This window comes from Cellulosimicrobium sp. GQ32, from assembly GCF_059758455.1.
Genome location: NZ_JCAXEP010000001.1, coordinates 246,988 through 264,344 on the forward strand (window position 1 = coordinate 246,988; position 17,357 = coordinate 264,344).

Consider the following 17,357-nt stretch of genomic DNA (forward strand, 5'->3'; position numbering starts at 1 on the left):
GGGCGGGTCGGGGTCAGTCGGTCGTGAAGCGGGCACGGACGTCGTCGAGCATCTGCCGGTCGTTGCGGTACCAGCACCACACCCACACGCCGCCGACGAGCGCGAGGACGCCGTCCGTGGCGAACCACGCGACGCCGGCCGCGGCGACGAGCAACGAGACGACGCCGAGGCTCACGAGCGGCGTCCGGCCGAGGTAGTGGGCGGCGAGGCGCGCGACGTCGCGCGTGCGGAACGAGAAGAGGGTCGCGATGGCGACAGCGTGCAGCCCCCACACGAGCGCGAGGACCGCGATCACGACGAGCACGGCCGCGTACGTCGGGCCGACGCCCGCGGCCGAGGCGTTCGCGAGCACGACCCCGACGACCGCGAGCACCCCGAGCGCGGGCGCCCAGACGCGCAGCGCGTCGAGCGCCCCGCGGCGGTAGCCGCGCACGAACACGCGGGCGGGCGCCACCTCGTCGTCGGTCTCGCGCGCCCGGACGGCGTACAGGGCGGCGGACAGCGCGGGTCCGAGCGGGAGGGCCGCGAGCGCCGCGAGCGGCACGTTGGACGCCGCGCGGTCGAGCAGCAGGAGCAGGGCGAGCGTCGGCAGCGCCGCGAGGGCGAGCAGGGCCGTGACGACGACGTACCAGTAGACGAGCGCGGTCGCGCGCCCGAGCGTCCCCTGGCCGAGCGCGCCCGGCAGCGGCGACCCCGTGCTCCTCCCCGTGCCCGACGGCGGCGCGGGCCGGCTCACGTCGCTCACCGTGCGCCCTCCCCGCCCGGGGCCCGGCCGAGGATCCGGCCGTCGTCGAGCCACGCGGGCGTCTCGTCGCGGACGGGGTCGATCTCGACGAGCGTGACCTCGTACCGCGCGAGCGTGAGCGTGAGGTCGACGCGGCCGTCCACGACGGGGAGCGACGTGGTCGAGCGGGCGGGCTCGGCGGCCTCGTGGAGGAGGTCGAGCTGGCGCGCGGTCGGCGACGCGGGGCGGCCGAGGTGCTGCCACGCGGTGAACGCGTTGCCGTCGGTCTCGTTGACGCCGCTGCGGTGCACGGAGGCACGCTGCGCCGTCCCGGGACCTCCCGGTGTCCCGACCGGGACGGAGAGCCGCAGCTCGTGGCGCTCGGGCTCGGCCGGGTCGTCGGTCCCGCCGACGGGCTGCCACGCGAGCGCGGTGACGCGGCCCGTCGCGTCGCGCGTCACGAGGTGGTCGGCGCCGCGCGCGAGCACGTCGGGGCCCATGCGCGCCATGAACGTGTAGAGGTGGTAGGTGGGCTTGCGCACCTGGCGGTGGGCGAGCATGCCGAACCCGCCGTGGAAGAGCGTGGTGGGGATGTTCTCCTCCTCGAAGACGTCGCAGAACGTCCAGTAGGAGAACGAGTCCACCGCGTCGCCGCCGGCGGCGAGCACGGGCGCGAGGGCGGCCGCGTTGTACGCGGTGTCGTGCACCGGGTTGTCGGGGCGGTAGCTCGTGTTGAACTCGGTGACGTGCGCGGGCAGCCCCTCCAGCCGGGTCCCGGCGAGGAGCTCGCGGGGGCGCGCGAACTGGTCGAGCAGGTCGGTCGGGTGGCGCAGGGTCTGGTAGACGCCGAACGGGACGTGCTGAGCGGGTCCGGTCGTGTACGCGTGGAAGGACACGAAGTCGCACGGCAGGTCGCGGGCGGCGACGGCGTCGGCGAACGGCGCCCACCAGTCGTCGGCGCCGGGCGAGATCGCCGGGCCGCCCACCTGGAGGTCGGCGTCGACGTCCTTCACGGCGTGCGCGGTCGCCTCGTACAGGCGGAGGTAGGCCTCCTGGTCGGCGCCCTCCCAGAAGTTCACGAGGTTGGGCTCGTTCCACACCTCGACGGGCCACGTCCGGACCTCGTCGATCCCGTAGCGGTCGACCAGGTGGCGCAGCACCGCGGTCACGAGGGCGGCCCACTCGCGGTGGTCGCGCGGCGGCGTGACGTTGCCCTTCCACCAGAACACCGTCTGGTCCCCCGACGCCAGGCCCGACGGCATGAACCCGAGCTCGAGGAACGGCTTGACCCCGAGCGCGAGGTAGGCGTCGACGACCTGGTCGACGTAGGTGAAGGTGTACCGGGTGCCCTGGTGCCCCGCGACGTCGTACGGGCGGTGGACCCCGACGTCGTCGGACAGCAGGCCGTGGCCCCGGATGTACCGGAAGCCGATCTCGGCCTGCGCGAGAGCGAGCGACTCCTGGTAGTCCTGGCGCAGCGCGAGGTTGAACCGGCCCGTGCCCACGCACGTGCGCCACGCGTCGGACAGGACGGCGACGGGCTCGGACGGGACGACGGTGGGTGTCACGGGTGATGCTCCAGCCGGGAGGGGTGGTGCGGTGGGTGCTGCGGGCGGCGGACCGCCGTCGCCCGACGGGGCGACCGGGCGACGGCGGGGCCGGGGTGGCGGGAGCCTGGGGCGCCCGCCGGAGGACGTCAGCCCGCGGAGCGGGCGAGCGCCGCGTTGTAGGTGTCGATGAGCTGCGTGCCGCCGAGCCCGTCGATCTCGGACACGTAGGCGTCCCACTCGCTCAGCGGGCGCTGACCGGTGACGAAGCCTGCGGTCGCCGCCATCACGGCGTCCTTGACCTGCGTGTCCAGGAGCGACGTCTGCTCGAGCTCGAGCTCGTCGAGGCTCGCGGCCGGCTTGACCGGCAGCATCTCCTTGCGCTCGAGCACGGCGTCGGTCCACGCCTTCGTCTCGTCCGTCATGACGGACTGGAGCAGCTCCTTCGAGGAGCCGTTGGCGAGCAGGAACACGCCGTTGCTGTACCCGAAGTCGGCGTTGAGCTTCTTCGGCGCGTCGGGGTTGAGCGCGTTCCAGCCGATGTCGGCCGGGAGCGTGCGCGTGCCGCCCTCGTTGGTGTACGTCTCGCCCTCGACGCCCCACTGGGCGAACTCGATGCCCTCGTCGGAGTAGTACAGCCAGTCGACGAACTGGAGCAGGGCCTTGAAGTACGGCTTCTCGGCCGCCTCGCTCGAGATCATGAGGCCGGACGACAGCCGGCTCCCGGCGAGCATCCCGCCGAACGGCCCGTCGGGCAGCACGATCATGCGCAGCGTGACGTCCTTGCCCGCCTCCGCCAGCTTGCTGCGGTAGGCCGTGATCTCCTGCGTGTTGCCGGAGATCGCGGCGGCCTCGCCGTTGACGAACTTCTGGATCGCCTGGTCGTCGTTCTGCGTGATCTCGGGGTCGAGCAGGCCGTCGGAGGTCAGGCCGGCGACGTACGTGATCAGGTCCTTGTACGCGTCGGTCGTGCCGGTGAGCTGGAACTCGCCGGACTCCTCGTCGAACCACGTGTTCGAGTAGCCCCAGCCGCCCTCGGTCCCGTAGTTCGGGGCGATGTACTGGAGCATCGCGCCCAGAGGCTGCGTGTCGGTCCAGCGGTCGGTCATCGCGTACGACAGCTCGGGGTTCGCGGCCTTGACCGCGGCGAGCTGCTCCGCGAACTCGTCCCAGGTCTCCGGCTCCTCGGTGATGCCGGCCTTCTGGAACAGGTCGTCGTTGACGACGACCGAGTACTGCACGTCGGGGATCTCGCGCAGGCCCGGGAGGAGGTAGTACTTGCCGTCCGCCTGGCGCTTGGCGTCGAGCTCCTCGCCGAGGCCCCACTTCTCCACCTTGTCGGCGAAGTTCGGGAGGTACTCGAGGTAGTCGGAGACGGGCAGGATCGCCCCGCCGGAGACGAACTGGACCTCCTGACCGGGGTACGTCACCGGGATGAGGTCGGAGGCGTCGCCGGCGCCGATGAGCAGCGCCTTCTTGTTGTCCCAGTCGGCCAGCGGGACGTCGGTCCGCGTGAAGGTGACGTTCTGGTTGGCCTCCAGGTTCTGGAAGATCGACCAGTCCTCCTTCACCGGGTAGTTCGGGTGGTCGCGGTACATCAGCGAGAAGTCGACCGGCTCCGTGGCCTTGAAGGTCGTGCCGACCTCGAAGTCCTCCATGGCGCCGACGGAGTGCTCGGCGTCGATCGTGACGGCGCCACCCCCCTCCTCGGGGTCGGGCGTGTCGCCGCCCCCGCCGCTGCACGCGGTCAGGACCAGGGCCAGGGTGGTCGCGGTCGCCACCGTGGCGGCCGGGATCCGGATCGTTCTCATCTCTCTCCTCGGGTTCGAGCTTCGTCGCTCTGACGTCGCTGAGGTGCGGGTGGTGCGGTGGGGTGGTGCGGGTGGCGCGTGGCGGCTCAGCCCTTGACGGAGCCGAGCATCACGCCGGAGACGAAGTACTTCTGCACGAACGGGTACAGGCACACGATGGGCAGGACGGTGAGCAGCATCGTCACGGACTGGATGTTCGAGCCGATCTGGACCGCCTCCTGCGAGCCGGGCCCGGTCGCCGCGGCGATGAGGTTGCGCAGGTAGACGGTGACGGGGAAGAGCTCCTTCTTGTCGAGGTAGAGGAACGCCCCGAACCACGAGTTCCAGATGCCGACCGCGTAGAAGAGCGTCATGGTCGCGATGACGGCCTTGGACAGCGGCAGCACGATGCGGCCGAAGATCCCGTACGTCGACAGCCCGTCGATCGCGGCCGCCTCCTCGAGCTCGGTCGGGAAGTTCTCGAAGAAGGACTTCATGACGAGCAGGTTGAACACGGAGATGGCGCCCGGGAGCACCACGGCCCACATCGTGTTCCGCATGCCGAGCACGTCCGCGACGAGGATGTAGTTCGGGATCAGGCCGCCGCCGAAGAACATGGTGAAGACCGCGATGCCGATGAACGCGTTGCGCCCCTTGAGGTGGCGGCGGCTGATCGCGTAGGCGTACGTCGTGGTGAGCGCCATCGCGATGAGCGTGCCGACGACCGTGTAGACGACCGTGTTCTTGTAGTTGGTCCAGAACATCGCGTCGGAGAGCACGTACTGGAGCGTCTGGACGTTGAACCCGCGCGGCACGAGGTTGACGTTCCCCGCCGCGATCTGGCCCTCGGACGAGAAGGCCTTCGCGACGAGGTTGACGAACGGGTAGAGCGTCACGACGCACACGATCGCCAGGACGAGCCCGTTGACCAGGCGGAACGCGCGGTACCCGCCCGTGTCCTTGATCGTGCCGCCCTCGCGGCGGACGGCGGTGAGGTCCGGCGTCGCGGACAGGGGGTCGGTCACCACAGCGAGGCTCCAGTCAGGCGGCGCGAGACGGCGTTCGCGGAGAGGACGAGCACGAGCCCGATGAGGGCCTCGAACAGCCCGATCGCGGTCCCGTAGGAGAACTGCGCGGACTGGATGCCGACGCGGTACAGGTACGTCGAGATGACGTCGCCCGTGGAGTAGATCAGCGGGTTCTGCAGCAGCAGGACCTTCTCGAACCCGACCGCCATGAAGGAGCCGATGTTGAGGATGAGGAGCACCATCATCGTGGGGCGGATGCCCGGCAGCGTGATGTGCCACGTCTGCTGCCACCGGTTGGCGCCGTCGATGCGCGCCGCCTCGTAGAGCTGGTCGTCGATCGTCGTGAGCGCCGCGAGGTAGAGGATCGTCCCCCACCCGACCGTCTGCCAGACCTCGGACGAGACGTAGATGGTGCGGAACCACTCGGGCTGCTGCATGAACGCGACCGGGTCTCCCCCGAACGCCTCGACGATCTGGTTGACCGTGCCGTTGACCGACGTGAGCTGCAGCACGAGCCCCGCGACGATGACGATCGACATGAAGTGCGGGAGGTAGGACACCGTCTGCACGATCTTCTTGAAGCGGCGCGACCGCAGCTCGTTGAGCAGGAGCGCGAAGACGATCGGCAGCGGGAAGCAGATCAGCAGCGTGAGGAGCCCGAGGACGACGGTGTTCCAGAACACCTGCCAGAACTGTGCGTTCTGGATGAACATCTCGAAGTAGCGGAAGCCGACCCACTCGTCGCCGAACACGCTCCCGCCGGGGCGGAACCGGCGGAACGCGATGACGTTCCCCAGCATCGGCAGGTAGCGGAAGACCAGCAGGAACAGCACGGGCACCACGAGGAACGTGTACAGCCGCCAGTCCTTGCGCAGCGCGACGCGCCACGGGACGCTGCCGGCCTTGCGGCGCCGGGCGGACCGGCGCGGTCGTCCGCCGTCGCCCGCGGGCTCGCCGGGCCGCGCGTGCTCGGCCGCTGCGACGGCGCTCGCGACGGTGGTGGCCTCGCCGACGTCGACGGGGCCCTGGTCCAGGGTCATCCCACGCTCACCTCCTCGTGATCGTTCTCGCGGTGCGTGCCCGGCGAGGCCGGGACGGTCGCGGGCCCGGAGACCCGCACATCGGTGACGAGGCGGCGCGTGTGGTCGACCTCGCGCTCGGGCCCCACGAGGCGCAGCGGGAGCGTCGCGACGACGTCGGCGCTGGAGCGCGAGACGCGCAGCTCGACGTCGCCCGGCTCGACGACCCGGCGCCCGCCGGCCCCGGTGAAGGACGTGACGTCGGCCGGGACGTCGAACGACACGGTCGCGGCCTGGCCCGGGTCGAGCGCGACGCGCGCGTACCCGACGAGGCGCACGACGGGCCGCGTCACCTGGGCGACGGCGTCGTGCAGGTAGAGCTGCACGACGTCGGCGCCCGGGACGCTCCCGGTGTTGCGCACGGTGACCTCGACCCGGGTCTCGCCGTCGACCGGCCAGGGGGCGGGTCCGCCCGCGGCACCGACGACCTGCGCGTCCTCCCACGCGAACGACGCGTAGGACAGGCCGTGGCCGAACGGGAAGGCGGGCGTCGGGTCGACGCTCGAGACGCCGGAGCGCAGGCCGAGCGGTGCCGAGAGGTAGGTCGCGGGCTGGCCGCCGGGGTCCCGCGGGACGCTCACGGGCAGGCGGCCCGACGGCGACACCTCGCCCGCGAGCACCTCGGCCACGGCCCGGCCGCCGAGCTGGCCGGGGAAGAACGCCTGCACGACCGCCGCGGGCGGCGCCGGCTCGTCGAGGAGCGCGCCCAGCGCGTAGGGCCGGCCGGTGAGGAGCAGCAGGACGACGGGCGTGCCCGTGGCGAGCACCGCGCGCACGAGGTCCTCCTGGACGCCGGGCAGCCGCAGGTCGGCCGCGTCGCAGCCCTCGCCCGAGGTCCCCCGGCCGAACAGCCCGGCCCGGTCCCCCACCGCCACGACGCACACGTCCGCGTCGCGGGCCGCCTCGACGGCCGCGGCGAACCCGGTCGTATCCGTCCCGGTCACGTCGCAGCCCCGGGCGTGCACGACGTCGAAGCGCGACCCGAGCTCGGCGAGGACCGTCGGGATGTCGATCCCGGTCTCGACCTCGGGGTGCTGGGCACCGACGTGCGCGGGGAAGGAGTAGCAGCCGAGCATCGCCATGGGGTCGTCCGCGAGCGGTCCGACGACGGCGAGGCGCGCCGCGGCCGAGAGCGGCAGCGCGCCGCCGTCGTCCGCGAGCAGCACGACCGCCTCGCGCGCGAGGCGCAGGGCGAGGTCGCGCCCCGGCGCGTCGTCGAGCTCGAGGCCCGCGCCGCCGTCGGGAACGGGCTCCCAGCCGGGGTCGAGGAGCCCGAGCTCGACCTTCTGCCGGAGCACGCGGTGCAGGGCCTCGTCGACGAGGGACTCCTCGACGTCGCCGCGGCGCACGGCCTCGGCGAGCGCCGGGCCGAAGGCGTCGACGGTGGGGAGCTCGACGTCGACGCCGGCGCGCAGCGCGAGGCGCGCGGCGTCGGTCCCGTCGGCGGCGACCTTGTGCAGGGTCTCGAGGAACCGGACCCCGAAGTAGTCGGCGACGACCGTGCCGTCGAAGCCCCACGTCTCGCGGAGCAGGCCGGTGAGGAGGGCCCGGTCGGCGGCCGACGGCATCCCGTCGACGTCCGTGTAGGCGTGCATGACGGAGCGGGGCCTGCCGTGTCGCACGGCGGTCTCGAACGGCGGCAGGATGACATCGGCGTACTCGCGCGGGCCCATCGCGACCGGCGCGAGGTTGCGGCCCGCCCGGGACGCGGAGTAGCCGGCGAAGTGCTTGAGCGTCGCGACGACGCCGGACGACTCGAGCCCGCGCACGTAGGCGGCGCCGACCGTGCCGACGAGGTACGGGTCCTCGCCGATGGTCTCCTCGGTGCGGCCCCAGCGGTGGTCGCGCGTCACGTCGAGCACGGGCGCGAGCCCTTGGTGCACGCCCGCTGCCCGCATGCTCGCGCCGATGCGCGCGGCCATCGCCTCGACGAGCTCGGGGTCGAAGCTCGCGCCCCAGGACAGCGGGACGGGGTAGGCGGTCGCGCGCCAGGCGGCGAACCCGGCGAGGCACTCCTCGTGCACCTGGGCGGGGATGCCGAAGCGGCTGGCGGCGACGAGGTCGCGCTGCGACCGCTCCAGGGAGCGGGCTCCCGCCTCGGGGCTGACCGGCACGGTGCCGTAAGGGCGCGTGAGCTGACCGAGCCCGTGCTCGATGACGGAGTCCCACGTGGGGACGTGGCCCGTCATGTCGGCCTGGTGCGGCGCGACGCCTCCGCCGGAGGCGTCCGCGCCGACCCACACGCCGACGAGCTGGGCGAGCTTCTCCTCCAGTGTCATCGCCGCGGCGAGGGCCCGGGCGCGCTCTGCGGCGCCCCGCCGCACGTCGCGCCACGGCTCCGGGGTCGTGGCCTCGTGCCGCTCGGGCGCGGCCGGGCTCGTCTGCGTCGTCAATCGTGGTCCTCGGGTCGGTCACGTCGTCGTGCCTCGCCCGGTGGCCCGGGCGTCCACGGCATCGTGGTCTTCGAAAGTATCGGTAACGGTTCCGATACCTGTTGGTTCGGGACGCTAGACCGACGATGGACGCGTCGTCAAGCGAGACTCGGGTCACAGTTCGGTGACGGCGGCATGCGATGGGTTCGCCGGCAGGACGCCCGGGATACCGGCGAAGATCACCCGTCTCGGCAACGGACGAGCGCCACGCACAAGTGCTACGGTTCGACTCGAAAGTTGCGACCAGCACGAGGAGCGCCATGCCAGCGCAGGACCGGGGTGCCGCCACGGGTGGCCCCGCGACCATCGCGTCCATCGCCGCGGAGGCCGGCGTGTCCGTGCCCACGGTGTCCAAGGTGCTCAACGGCCGGCCCGACGTCGCGGCGGCCACCCGCGCGCGCGTCGAGGCCGCGCTCGAACGCCACCAGTACCGGCGCCGCCGGTCCGCCCCCGCGACGCCGACGCCCCTGATCGACCTCGTGTTCCATCAGCTCGACTCCGCGTGGTCGATCGAGATCATCCGGGGCGTCGAGGAGGCGGCGGCCGCCGCCAAGGTCGGCGTGGTGCTCTCCGAGCTCGGCGGCGAGCACCGGCCGCCCCAGGACTGGCTCGACGGCGTCCTCGCGCGCCGCCCGCTCGGGGTCCTCCTCGTCCTGTCGAGCCTCGACCAGTCCCAGCGGCACCAGCTCGAGTCCCGCTCCATCCCGTTCGTCGTGGTCGACACCGAGGGCGAGCAGCCCGCCGGCGTCCCGACGGTGGGGTCCAACAACTGGAGCGGCGGACTCTCGGCGACGCGCCACCTCCTGGGCCTCGGTCACCGTCGCGTCGCCATCATCTCGGGACCGTCGGACGTGCTGTGCAGCCGTGCCCGCATCGACGGCTACCGCAGCGCGCACGACGAGGCGGGGATCGCCGTCGACCCCGGGCTCGTGCGCTACGGCGACTTCTACGTGGACGGCGGCTACGAGCACGGCAAGGCGCTGCTCTCGCTCCCCGACCGCCCGACGGCGATCTTCGCCGGGTCGGACATGCAGGCGCTCGGCGTCCTGCGGGCCGCGCGCGAGCTCGGCCTGCGGATCCCCGAGGACCTGTCGGTCGTCGGCTACGACGACCTGCCGCTCGCCGGCTGGATCGGGCCCGAGCTGACGACCGTCCACCAGCCGTTGCACGCGATGGCGGGGACGGCGACGCGCATGCTGCTCGACCTCGCGCGGGGCGGCCGGCCCATGAACCAGCGCCTCGACCTCGCGACCGAGCTCGTCGTGCGCGAGAGCACGGCGCCGCCGCAGAACTGACGCTCCACCCCCACCCGCGCGACCCTGTCACCGCTGTCGGGTTTGTCCCACGATGTAAAACGTTATCGATAACGATTGCCACATCCTCGATGTGTGACTAGCGTCACTCGCGCACGTTGTTCGCGCTGGTGGGCCAACGGAGGTCCACCCCGGGAGGAAGAGGATCGACGATGACCCGAGCACTACCCTTGCGCAGCACGAACGGCAGGAGGTCGGCCGCCCTGGGCGCCCTCCTCGCCATGCTCATCACGACCGGCGTCGGCGTGGGCTCCGCCCAGGCGGCCGGCTCCACGCTCGAGGCCGCGGCCGGCGAGTCCGGCCGCTACTTCGGCACCGCTCTCGCGGCCGGCAGGCTGTCCGACCCGACGTACTCGACCATCGCGAACCGTGAGTTCGACATGATCACGGCCGAGAACGAGATGAAGATGGACGCGACGGAGCCGTCGCAGAACAGCTTCAACTACTCCCAGGGCGACCAGATCGTCAGCTGGGCGACGAGCCGTGGCAAGCAGGTCCGCGGGCACGCCCTCGCGTGGCACTCGCAGCAGCCGGGCTGGATGCAGAACATGTCGGGCTCCGCGCTCCGCCAGGCGATGCTCAACCACGTGACGCAGGTCGCGACGCACTACCGCGGCAAGATCTACGCGTGGGACGTCGTGAACGAGGCGTTCGCCGACGGCAGCTCGGGCGCGCGACGCGACTCGAACCTGCAGCGCACCGGCAACGACTGGATCGAGGCGGCGTTCCGCGCAGCCCGGGCCGCCGACCCGGGCGCCAAGCTCTGCTACAACGACTACAACACCGACAACTGGAGCCACGCGAAGACGCAGGCCGTCTACAGCATGGTCCGCGACTTCAAGGCGCGGGGGGTGCCGATCGACTGCGTCGGTTTCCAGGCGCACTTCAACTCGGGCAACCCGGTGCCGAGCAACTACCACACGACGCTCCAGAACTTCGCCGACCTGGGCGTCGACGTGCAGATCACCGAGCTCGACATCGAGGGCTCCGGCTCCTCCCAGGCCGAGCAGTACCGTGGCGTCGTCCAGGCGTGCATGGCCGTGTCGCGCTGCACCGGTATCACGGTCTGGGGCGTGCGGGACACCGACTCGTGGCGCGCGTCCGGCACCCCGCTGCTGTTCGACGGGAACGGCAACAAGAAGGCCGCCTACACCGCCGTGCTCGACCAGCTCAACAGCGGCGGCGGGACGCCCGGCGGCCCTGGGGAGAACCCGGGCGGGGACGGCTCCTGCACGGTGACGGTCACGCGGGGCGACTCCTGGGGCGACCGCTTCAACGCGACCTTCCAGGTCTCGGGCGCCTCGGACTGGACCGTGACCATCCGCACCGGCTCCGGCCAGAGCCTCCAGAACTCCTGGAACGCCGCGGTCTCCGGCACCAGCGGCACCCTCACCGCGACACCGAACGGCAACGGCGACGCCTTCGGCATCACGCTCTACTCGAACGGCAACACCACTCTCCCCACCGCCACCTGTGCGTCGGCCTCCGGCGGCGGGGGCGAGAGCTGCACCGTGACCGTGACCCGGGGCGACTCCTGGGGCGACCGCTTCAACGCGACCTTCCAGGTCTCGGGCGCCTCGGACTGGACCGTGACCATCCGCACCGGCTCCGGCCAGAGCCTCCAGAACTCCTGGAACGCCGCGGTCTCCGGCACCAGCGGCACCCTCACCGCGACACCGAACGGTAACGGCGACGCCTTCGGCATCACGCTGTACTCGAACGGCAACACCACTCTCCCGACGGCCACCTGCTCGGCCTGACGGGGCGCCGGGGTGGCGGGACCGTCCGTCCCGCCACCCCGGCGGAGGCCCGCAGCGCGGTCGCACACCGCCCGGGCCCGGCCATGACCGGCCACGACGCCCCCACGCCTGAGGTCGCTCAGAGCCCCGTCTCGGCGTAGAAGCCCTCGATGTGGGCCCGGACAGCGCGCGCGGCACGATCGCCGTCGCCCGCAGTCACGGCCGCCAGGACGGCGCGGTGCTCGGCGCGCAGGCGCTCGGCGGTCCGCTCCCAGGACGGCAGGGTCGCGCTCCCCTGGGCGACGTACGACTCGATCGCGCCGCGCAGGCCGGTCATCACCGCCTCGACGAGCGGGTTGCCCGCGAGCCGCACGAGCAGCACGTGGAACGACGCGTCGAGCTCGCGGAACTCCTCGGCCGCGAGCGCCGGATCGTCCATGCGGTCGAGCAGCGCGCCCACCGCAGCGAGCGCCGCGGTGACCTCCCGTGCGCCCGCCCCCGGGTCGGACCCCTCCTGGCCGGGGCCAGGCCCGGCGACGATCCGCTCGGCCGCCGCGCGGGCGGCCCACGTCTCGAGGAGCACGCGGGTCTCGACCACGTCGCGCACGGCGAGCGTCCCCGACGCGACGTGCAGCCGCACGGCTGCCCCGAGGCCCGCGGCGGGCCGGTCGACGACGGTCGCCCCGGCGTCGGGCCCGGACCCTACGGCGGTGCGCACGATGCCCATGGCCTCGAGGACGCGGATCGCCTCGCGGACCGAGGGGCGCGAGACGCTCAGCTCCTCGGCGAGCGCGCGCTCGGCCGGGAGCCGCTCGCCGAGCGCCCAGCGGCCCGCGGCGAGGTCCGCCTCGATGCGGGCGAGGACGCGTTCGTGGGTGCGCACCCGCCCAGGGTAGGCGACCTCGCGGCACTGTGGTCAGACCTCATGCGGTCGCGTGGTCTACAGTGGGCGATCTGTGGTCAGACCACAGCCGCGGCGCCTCACCGCGGCGGTCTCGGCAGGCGGCACGGACGCGGCCCGGCGAGACTGGACCGACTCGCCCTCCCTCGGAGCAACGATGCGCATAGCCCTCACCGCGACCTGCATCGGCGACGTGATGTTCCCCCAGGCACCGCGCGCCACCGCCCTTCTCCTCGAGCGCCTCGGCCACGAGGTGTTCTTCCCCGAGCGGCAGGCCTGCTGCGGCCAGATGCACGTCAACACGGGGTACCTCGACGAGGCGGTGCCCGTGGTGCGCAACCACGTCGAGGCGTTCTCCCCCGTGCTCGACGGCGAGTGGGACGCGGTCGTCGTCCCGTCCGGGTCGTGCACCGGGTCCGTGCGGCACCAGCAGGGCATGGTGTGCCGGCGCGCCGGGCTCGACGCCCTCGCGCGCACCGCCGACGCGGTCGCCGCGAAGACGTACGAGCTGTCCGAGCTGCTCGTGGACGTGCTCGGCGTGACCGACGTCGGCGCCTACTTCCCGCATCGCGTCACGTACCACCCGACGTGCCACTCGCTGCGCATGCTCCACGTGGGTGACAAGCCGCTGCGGCTCCTGCGGGCCGTCGAGGGGATCGACCTCGTCGAGCTGCCCGCGGCCGAGGCGTGCTGCGGGTTCGGCGGCACGTTCGCGCTGAAGAACGCCGAGACGTCGACGGCGATGCTCGCCGACAAGATGACGCACGTGAAGGCGACCGGGGCCGAGGTCCTCACCGCGGGCGACGCGTCGTGCCTCATGCACATCGGCGGCGGGCTCTCGCGCATCCGCGCGGGCGTCCGCACGCTGCACCTCGCGGAGATCCTCGCGTCCACCAAGGACGCGCCCGCCCCCGCCGGGGTCGGACCGGCGACGCGCGGGGGTGCCCGGTGAGCCGCACGTTCCTCGGCCTGCCCGTTCGCCGCGGCGCGCGCACCCTGCCCGACGACGTCGCCCGCCCAGGCGGGCACGGCACCTCGGCGGGCGCAGGGGCGGCGTCGGACGCGTTCGGCGACGTGCCGCACCCGGACGCCCCGCTGCGCTGGGGCGGGTCGTTCCCCGACGCGGCGCGCGAGGCGCTCCAGAACACGCAGCTGCGGCGCAACCTCGCGCACGCGACGTCGACAATCCGGGCCAAGCGCGCCGCCGTCGTCGGTGAGGTGCCGGACTGGGAGGCGCTGCGCGACGCGGGCTCCGCGATCAAGACCGAGGTCATGGCGCGCCTGCCCGAGCTCCTCGAGGAGCTGGAGCGCAACGTCGTGGCGCGCGGCGGCGTCGTGCACTGGGCGCGCGACGCGGACGAGGCGAACCGGATCGTCGCGGACCTCGTGAAGGCGAAGGGGGTCGACGAGGTCGTCAAGGTGAAGTCCATGGCGACGCAGGAGATCGGGCTCAACGAGGCGCTCGCCGCCGAGGGCGTCGCGGCGTACGAGACGGACCTCGCCGAGCTCATCGTCCAGCTCGCCGACGACATGCCGTCGCACATCCTCGTGCCCGCGATCCACCGCAACCGCGCGGAGATCCGCGAGATCTTCCTCGCGCGCATGGGCGACGCCCCGCCCGACCTCTCCGACGTCCCGCGCGAGCTCGCCATGGCCGCGCGCGCCCACCTGCGCCGCAAGTTCCTCTCGGCGAAGGTCGCGATCAGCGGCGCGAACTTCGGCGTCGCGGACACGGGGACGCTGACCGTCGTCGAGTCCGAGGGGAACGGGCGCATGTGCCTCACGCTCCCCGAGACGCTCATCACCGTCATGGGGATCGAGAAGGTCGTGCCGACGTTCACCGACCTCGAGGTGTTCCTCCAGCTCCTGCCGCGGTCGTCCACGGGCGAGCGCATGAACCCGTACACGTCCCTCTGGACGGGCGTCACGCCCGGCGACGGCCCGCAGGAGTTCCACCTCGTCCTGCTCGACAACGGGCGCACGGACGTCCTCGCCGACGAGGTCGGGCGGGCCGCGCTGCACTGCATCCGGTGCTCGGCGTGCCTCAACGTGTGCCCGGTGTACGAGCGGGTGGGCGGCCACGCGTACGGGTCGGTGTACCCCGGCCCGATCGGCGCGATCCTCACCCCGCAGCTCACCAAGTCGTCGGGCGGGCTCTCCGGCCATCACGACCCCAACGCGTCCCTCCCCTACGCGTCGACGCTGTGCGGCGCGTGTTACGAGGTGTGCCCCGTGAAGATCGACATCCCGTCGATCCTCGTCGAGCTCCGGGCGCGCGAGGTCGACGCCGACCGCGGCCGCCCCACCGGCTGGGGCGCCGCGATGAAGGCGGCCTCGTTCGTCATGTCCGACGCGCGGCGGTTCGAGCTCGCGGAGAAGGCGGCCGGGCTGGGCCGCGTCGTCGCGGGTCCGAAGGGCCGGATCTCGACCCTCCCGCCGCCCGCGTCCGCCTGGACCCGCTCGCGTGACCTCCCGGCACCGGCGAAGCAGACCTTCCGCGACTGGTGGCGCGACCGCCCCGCCCCCGCACCCGCACCCCCACCCGCCGAACCCGGGGATACGGGTGGGTTCGGCGCCGCGGCGACCGACAACCCCGGGTTCGGCGAGGGGGGCGAGGGCCGATGAGCGCGCGCGACGACGTCCTCGCCCGCGTGCGCGCCGCGCTCGGCGGGTCGACGACGGCCGGCTCGGCGGCGTCCGGCTCCGTCCCGCGGGCGTACCGCGAGCGCGGCGACCTCGCGCCGGGGTCTCCGGAGGCCGTCGACGTCCTCGTCGACCGGCTCGTCGACTACCGGGCGCACGTGCACGTGGCCGCCACGGCAAGCGAGGTGGCCACCATCGTCGGCGACCTGCTCGCGGACGCGGGCGCCGTCGTCGTGCCGCCAGGGCTCGACGCCGCGTGGCTGGGCGAGCTCGGCGCCGGGACCGCCGTCGTGCCCGACGCGCGCGACGACCCCCGCACGCCCGACGAGCTGGACCGGGTGGACGCCGTCGTCACGGCCGCGCGCGTCGCGATCGCCGACACCGGCACGATCGTGCTGGACGGCGAGCCGGACCAGGGCCGGCGCGCGATCACGCTCGTCCCCGACCTGCACGTGTGCGTCGTGCGCACCGACCAGGTGGTGCAGACCGTGCCCGAGGCCGTGCGGCTGCTCGCCGCGCACCCCGAGCGACCGCAGACGTGGATCAGCGGTCCCAGCGCGACGAGCGACATCGAGCTCTCACGCGTCGAGGGCGTCCACGGCCCGCGCACCCTCCACGTGGTCCTCGCCCCGCCGAGGTAGAGCCCGGGTCAGCCGAGGTAGAGGCGTGGTCACGACCAGGCCTCTACCTCGCGGACCAGGCCTCTACCTCGGCCACCCGGCCCTCATGGCCGACGGCGGTGGCGCACCTCCGCGAGGACGGTCGCCAGACGCGCCGGGAAGTCGTCCGGCGTGCCGGACGGGAGCGCGTCGACCGGGAACCACGCGACGTCCTCGCTCTCGTCGCTCACGGCCGTCCGCGCGTCGGGGTCGGCGAACGCGACGAAGCCGACGTCCCAGTGCGTGCGGCACGTCCCGAACGCCGCGGCGAGGTCGTGGCGGTGCACGTCGACCGGCGCGGCCGGGGCGACGGACCGGTGCCCGGCACCGGGGCGGTCGCCCGGGTCGGTGGACGGCTCGGGGTCCGGGTCGAACGGGACGAGGTCGTCGAGGCCGCTCTCCTCGCGCGCCTCGCGGAACGCGGCGCCCGCGAGCGTCGTGTCGCCGGGCTCGGTGTGCCCTCCCACCTGGACCCAGAACTGGCCCTTGCGGTGGAAGCAGAGCAGGACGCGGTCCAGGTCCGGGCTGAGCACGAAGCAGCTCGCCGTGAGGTGCTGCGGTCCGCCGTCGCGCCGCACCGCGTCGGCACGCGCGCCGGACCCACCGTCGCCGCGGAGGAACGTGCGGTACTCGGCCGCGAGCGCCGCCTGCTCCTCGTCGGCCGGCTCCCACCGGTCGAGGCGGGCGAGGGCGTCACGGGCGAGCAGGGCGGCGGGGTCGAGAGCGGTCACCGGGGAAGGCTACGCGGCGCGCGTGACCGCCCCCGTGCGGCGCTGCGAGAATGGGGTCCCGTGAGCGACCCTCAGCACGACGACGCCGGCCCGGTCGAGACCGGCACGAGCCCGGTGACCGACGACCTCGGCAGGGACCCCGCGCTGTTCGACCTCCCGCCGGGGTCGCGCGAGGTGCCGACGCGCGTCGTGCTCCTCACGGGCGCGTCCGGCTCGGGCAAGACGTCGCTCACGCGGCGCCTCGGCCTCCCGGTCGTCGCGCTCGACGACTTCTACCTCGACCACGACCACCCCGGTCTGCCGATGCGGTTCGGGATCGTCGACTGGGACGACCCTCGCTCGTGGGACGCGCGGGGCGCGGTCACGGCGCTCGTCGACATCGCGCGGACGGGGCACGCGGACGTGCCGGTCTACGACATCCCCACGTCGACCCGCACCGGCACGACGCACCTCGACGTGACGGGCTCGCGGGTCGTGCTGGCCGAGGGGATCTTCGCGGCGGAGATCGTCGCCGCGCTGCGCACCGAGGACGTGCTCGCCGACGCGATCTGCTTGCGCCGCAACCGCCTGGTGACCTTCTGGTTCCGGCTGCTGCGCGACCTCGCGGAGATGCGCAAGCCGCCGCTCACGCTGTTCCGGCGCGGATGGGCGCTGCTGCGGGCCGAGCCGGGCTTCGTCCGGCACTGGACGTCGCTCGGCTGCCGTGCGCTGACACCCGCGCAGGCGGAGAAGGAGATCCGCGCCCTGCTCGTCCGGCCGTCGACCTAGCCG

14 protein-coding genes are annotated in these 17,357 nt (G+C 73.2%); 6 read left to right on the forward strand and 8 right to left on the reverse strand.

Going from position 1 to position 17,357, the window contains the following annotated elements; genetic code table 11:
- Positions 1 to 13: 13 nt before the first annotated feature.
- The 6 genes from AC6CH9_RS00955 to AC6CH9_RS00980 all read right to left on the reverse strand — a co-directional run bounded on the left by AC6CH9_RS00955 (position 14) and on the right by AC6CH9_RS00980 (position 8,561).
- Complete coding sequence (locus tag AC6CH9_RS00955) at positions 14 to 745, reverse strand: DUF624 domain-containing protein (RefSeq protein WP_498153227.1); 732 nt, start codon at positions 743 to 745, stop codon at positions 14 to 16.
- Complete coding sequence (locus AC6CH9_RS00960) at positions 742 to 2,292, reverse strand: GH39 family glycosyl hydrolase (protein ID WP_498153228.1); 1,551 nt, start codon at positions 2,290 to 2,292, stop codon at positions 742 to 744. The genes AC6CH9_RS00955 and AC6CH9_RS00960 overlap by 4 nt, the downstream gene beginning before the upstream one ends.
- A gap of 128 nt (positions 2,293 to 2,420) precedes the next feature.
- Entirely contained in the window at positions 2,421 to 4,082 is a 1,662-nt protein-coding gene (locus AC6CH9_RS00965; RefSeq protein ID WP_498153229.1) for an ABC transporter substrate-binding protein, read from the reverse strand.
- A gap of 86 nt (positions 4,083 to 4,168) precedes the next feature.
- Entirely contained in the window at positions 4,169 to 5,089 is a 921-nt protein-coding gene (locus AC6CH9_RS00970) for a carbohydrate ABC transporter permease (RefSeq protein ID WP_498153230.1), read from the reverse strand.
- A complete protein-coding gene (locus tag AC6CH9_RS00975; protein ID WP_498153231.1) occupies positions 5,083 to 6,129 on the reverse strand; it encodes an ABC transporter permease in 1,047 nt (348 codons plus the stop codon). The genes AC6CH9_RS00970 and AC6CH9_RS00975 overlap by 7 nt, the downstream gene beginning before the upstream one ends.
- Positions 6,126 to 8,561 (reverse strand): beta-xylosidase/alpha-l-arabinosidase, encoded by a 2,436-nt coding sequence (locus tag AC6CH9_RS00980; protein ID WP_498153232.1) that lies wholly within the window; start codon positions 8,559 to 8,561, stop codon positions 6,126 to 6,128. The genes AC6CH9_RS00975 and AC6CH9_RS00980 overlap by 4 nt, the downstream gene beginning before the upstream one ends.
- A gap of 299 nt (positions 8,562 to 8,860) precedes the next feature.
- Here AC6CH9_RS00980 and AC6CH9_RS00985 point away from each other — a divergent pair, with 299 nt between their 5' ends.
- Together AC6CH9_RS00985 and AC6CH9_RS00990 are read left to right on the forward strand one after the other, a co-directional pair.
- Positions 8,861 to 9,895 carry a LacI family DNA-binding transcriptional regulator gene (locus AC6CH9_RS00985; RefSeq protein ID WP_498153233.1) on the forward strand — a complete coding sequence of 345 codons (1,035 nt, stop codon included), beginning with the start codon at positions 8,861 to 8,863 and terminating at the stop codon, positions 9,893 to 9,895.
- 170 nt (positions 9,896 to 10,065) lie between these two features.
- The gene (locus AC6CH9_RS00990) at positions 10,066 to 11,673 is read left to right on the forward strand and encodes a glycoside hydrolase family 10 protein (protein WP_498153234.1); all 1,608 of its coding nucleotides are present in this window, start codon (positions 10,066 to 10,068) and stop codon (positions 11,671 to 11,673) included.
- Between the two features lie 118 nt (positions 11,674 to 11,791).
- Here AC6CH9_RS00990 and AC6CH9_RS00995 read toward each other — a convergent pair whose 3' ends face one another.
- The gene (locus AC6CH9_RS00995) at positions 11,792 to 12,535 is read right to left on the reverse strand and encodes a FadR/GntR family transcriptional regulator (protein WP_498153235.1); all 744 of its coding nucleotides are present in this window, start codon (positions 12,533 to 12,535) and stop codon (positions 11,792 to 11,794) included.
- 175 nt (positions 12,536 to 12,710) lie between these two features.
- Here AC6CH9_RS00995 and AC6CH9_RS01000 point away from each other — a divergent pair, with 175 nt between their 5' ends.
- From AC6CH9_RS01000 to AC6CH9_RS01010, 3 genes are all read left to right on the forward strand, one after another.
- On the forward strand, positions 12,711 to 13,505 hold the full coding sequence (locus tag AC6CH9_RS01000; protein WP_498153236.1) for a (Fe-S)-binding protein: 795 nt from the start codon (positions 12,711 to 12,713) through the stop codon (positions 13,503 to 13,505).
- A gap of 122 nt (positions 13,506 to 13,627) precedes the next feature.
- Complete coding sequence (locus AC6CH9_RS01005) at positions 13,628 to 15,178, forward strand: LutB/LldF family L-lactate oxidation iron-sulfur protein (RefSeq protein ID WP_498153699.1); 1,551 nt, start codon at positions 13,628 to 13,630, stop codon at positions 15,176 to 15,178.
- Positions 15,175 to 15,837 carry a LutC/YkgG family protein gene (locus AC6CH9_RS01010; protein WP_498153237.1) on the forward strand — a complete coding sequence of 221 codons (663 nt, stop codon included), beginning with the start codon at positions 15,175 to 15,177 and terminating at the stop codon, positions 15,835 to 15,837. Before AC6CH9_RS01005 ends, AC6CH9_RS01010 begins: the two co-directional genes overlap by 4 nt.
- An 83-nt stretch (positions 15,838 to 15,920) precedes the next feature.
- Here the strand turns inward: AC6CH9_RS01010 and AC6CH9_RS01015 are convergent, their stop codons facing one another.
- A complete protein-coding gene (locus AC6CH9_RS01015) occupies positions 15,921 to 16,586 on the reverse strand; it encodes an NUDIX hydrolase (RefSeq protein ID WP_498153238.1) in 666 nt (221 codons plus the stop codon).
- Between the two features lie 60 nt (positions 16,587 to 16,646).
- On the opposite strand from AC6CH9_RS01015, the gene AC6CH9_RS01020 reads away from it, so the two are divergent.
- Positions 16,647 to 17,354: a uridine kinase family protein gene (locus AC6CH9_RS01020; protein ID WP_498153239.1), complete on the forward strand. Its 708-nt coding sequence runs from the start codon at positions 16,647 to 16,649 to the stop codon at positions 17,352 to 17,354.
- Positions 17,355 to 17,357 lie beyond the last annotated feature (3 nt).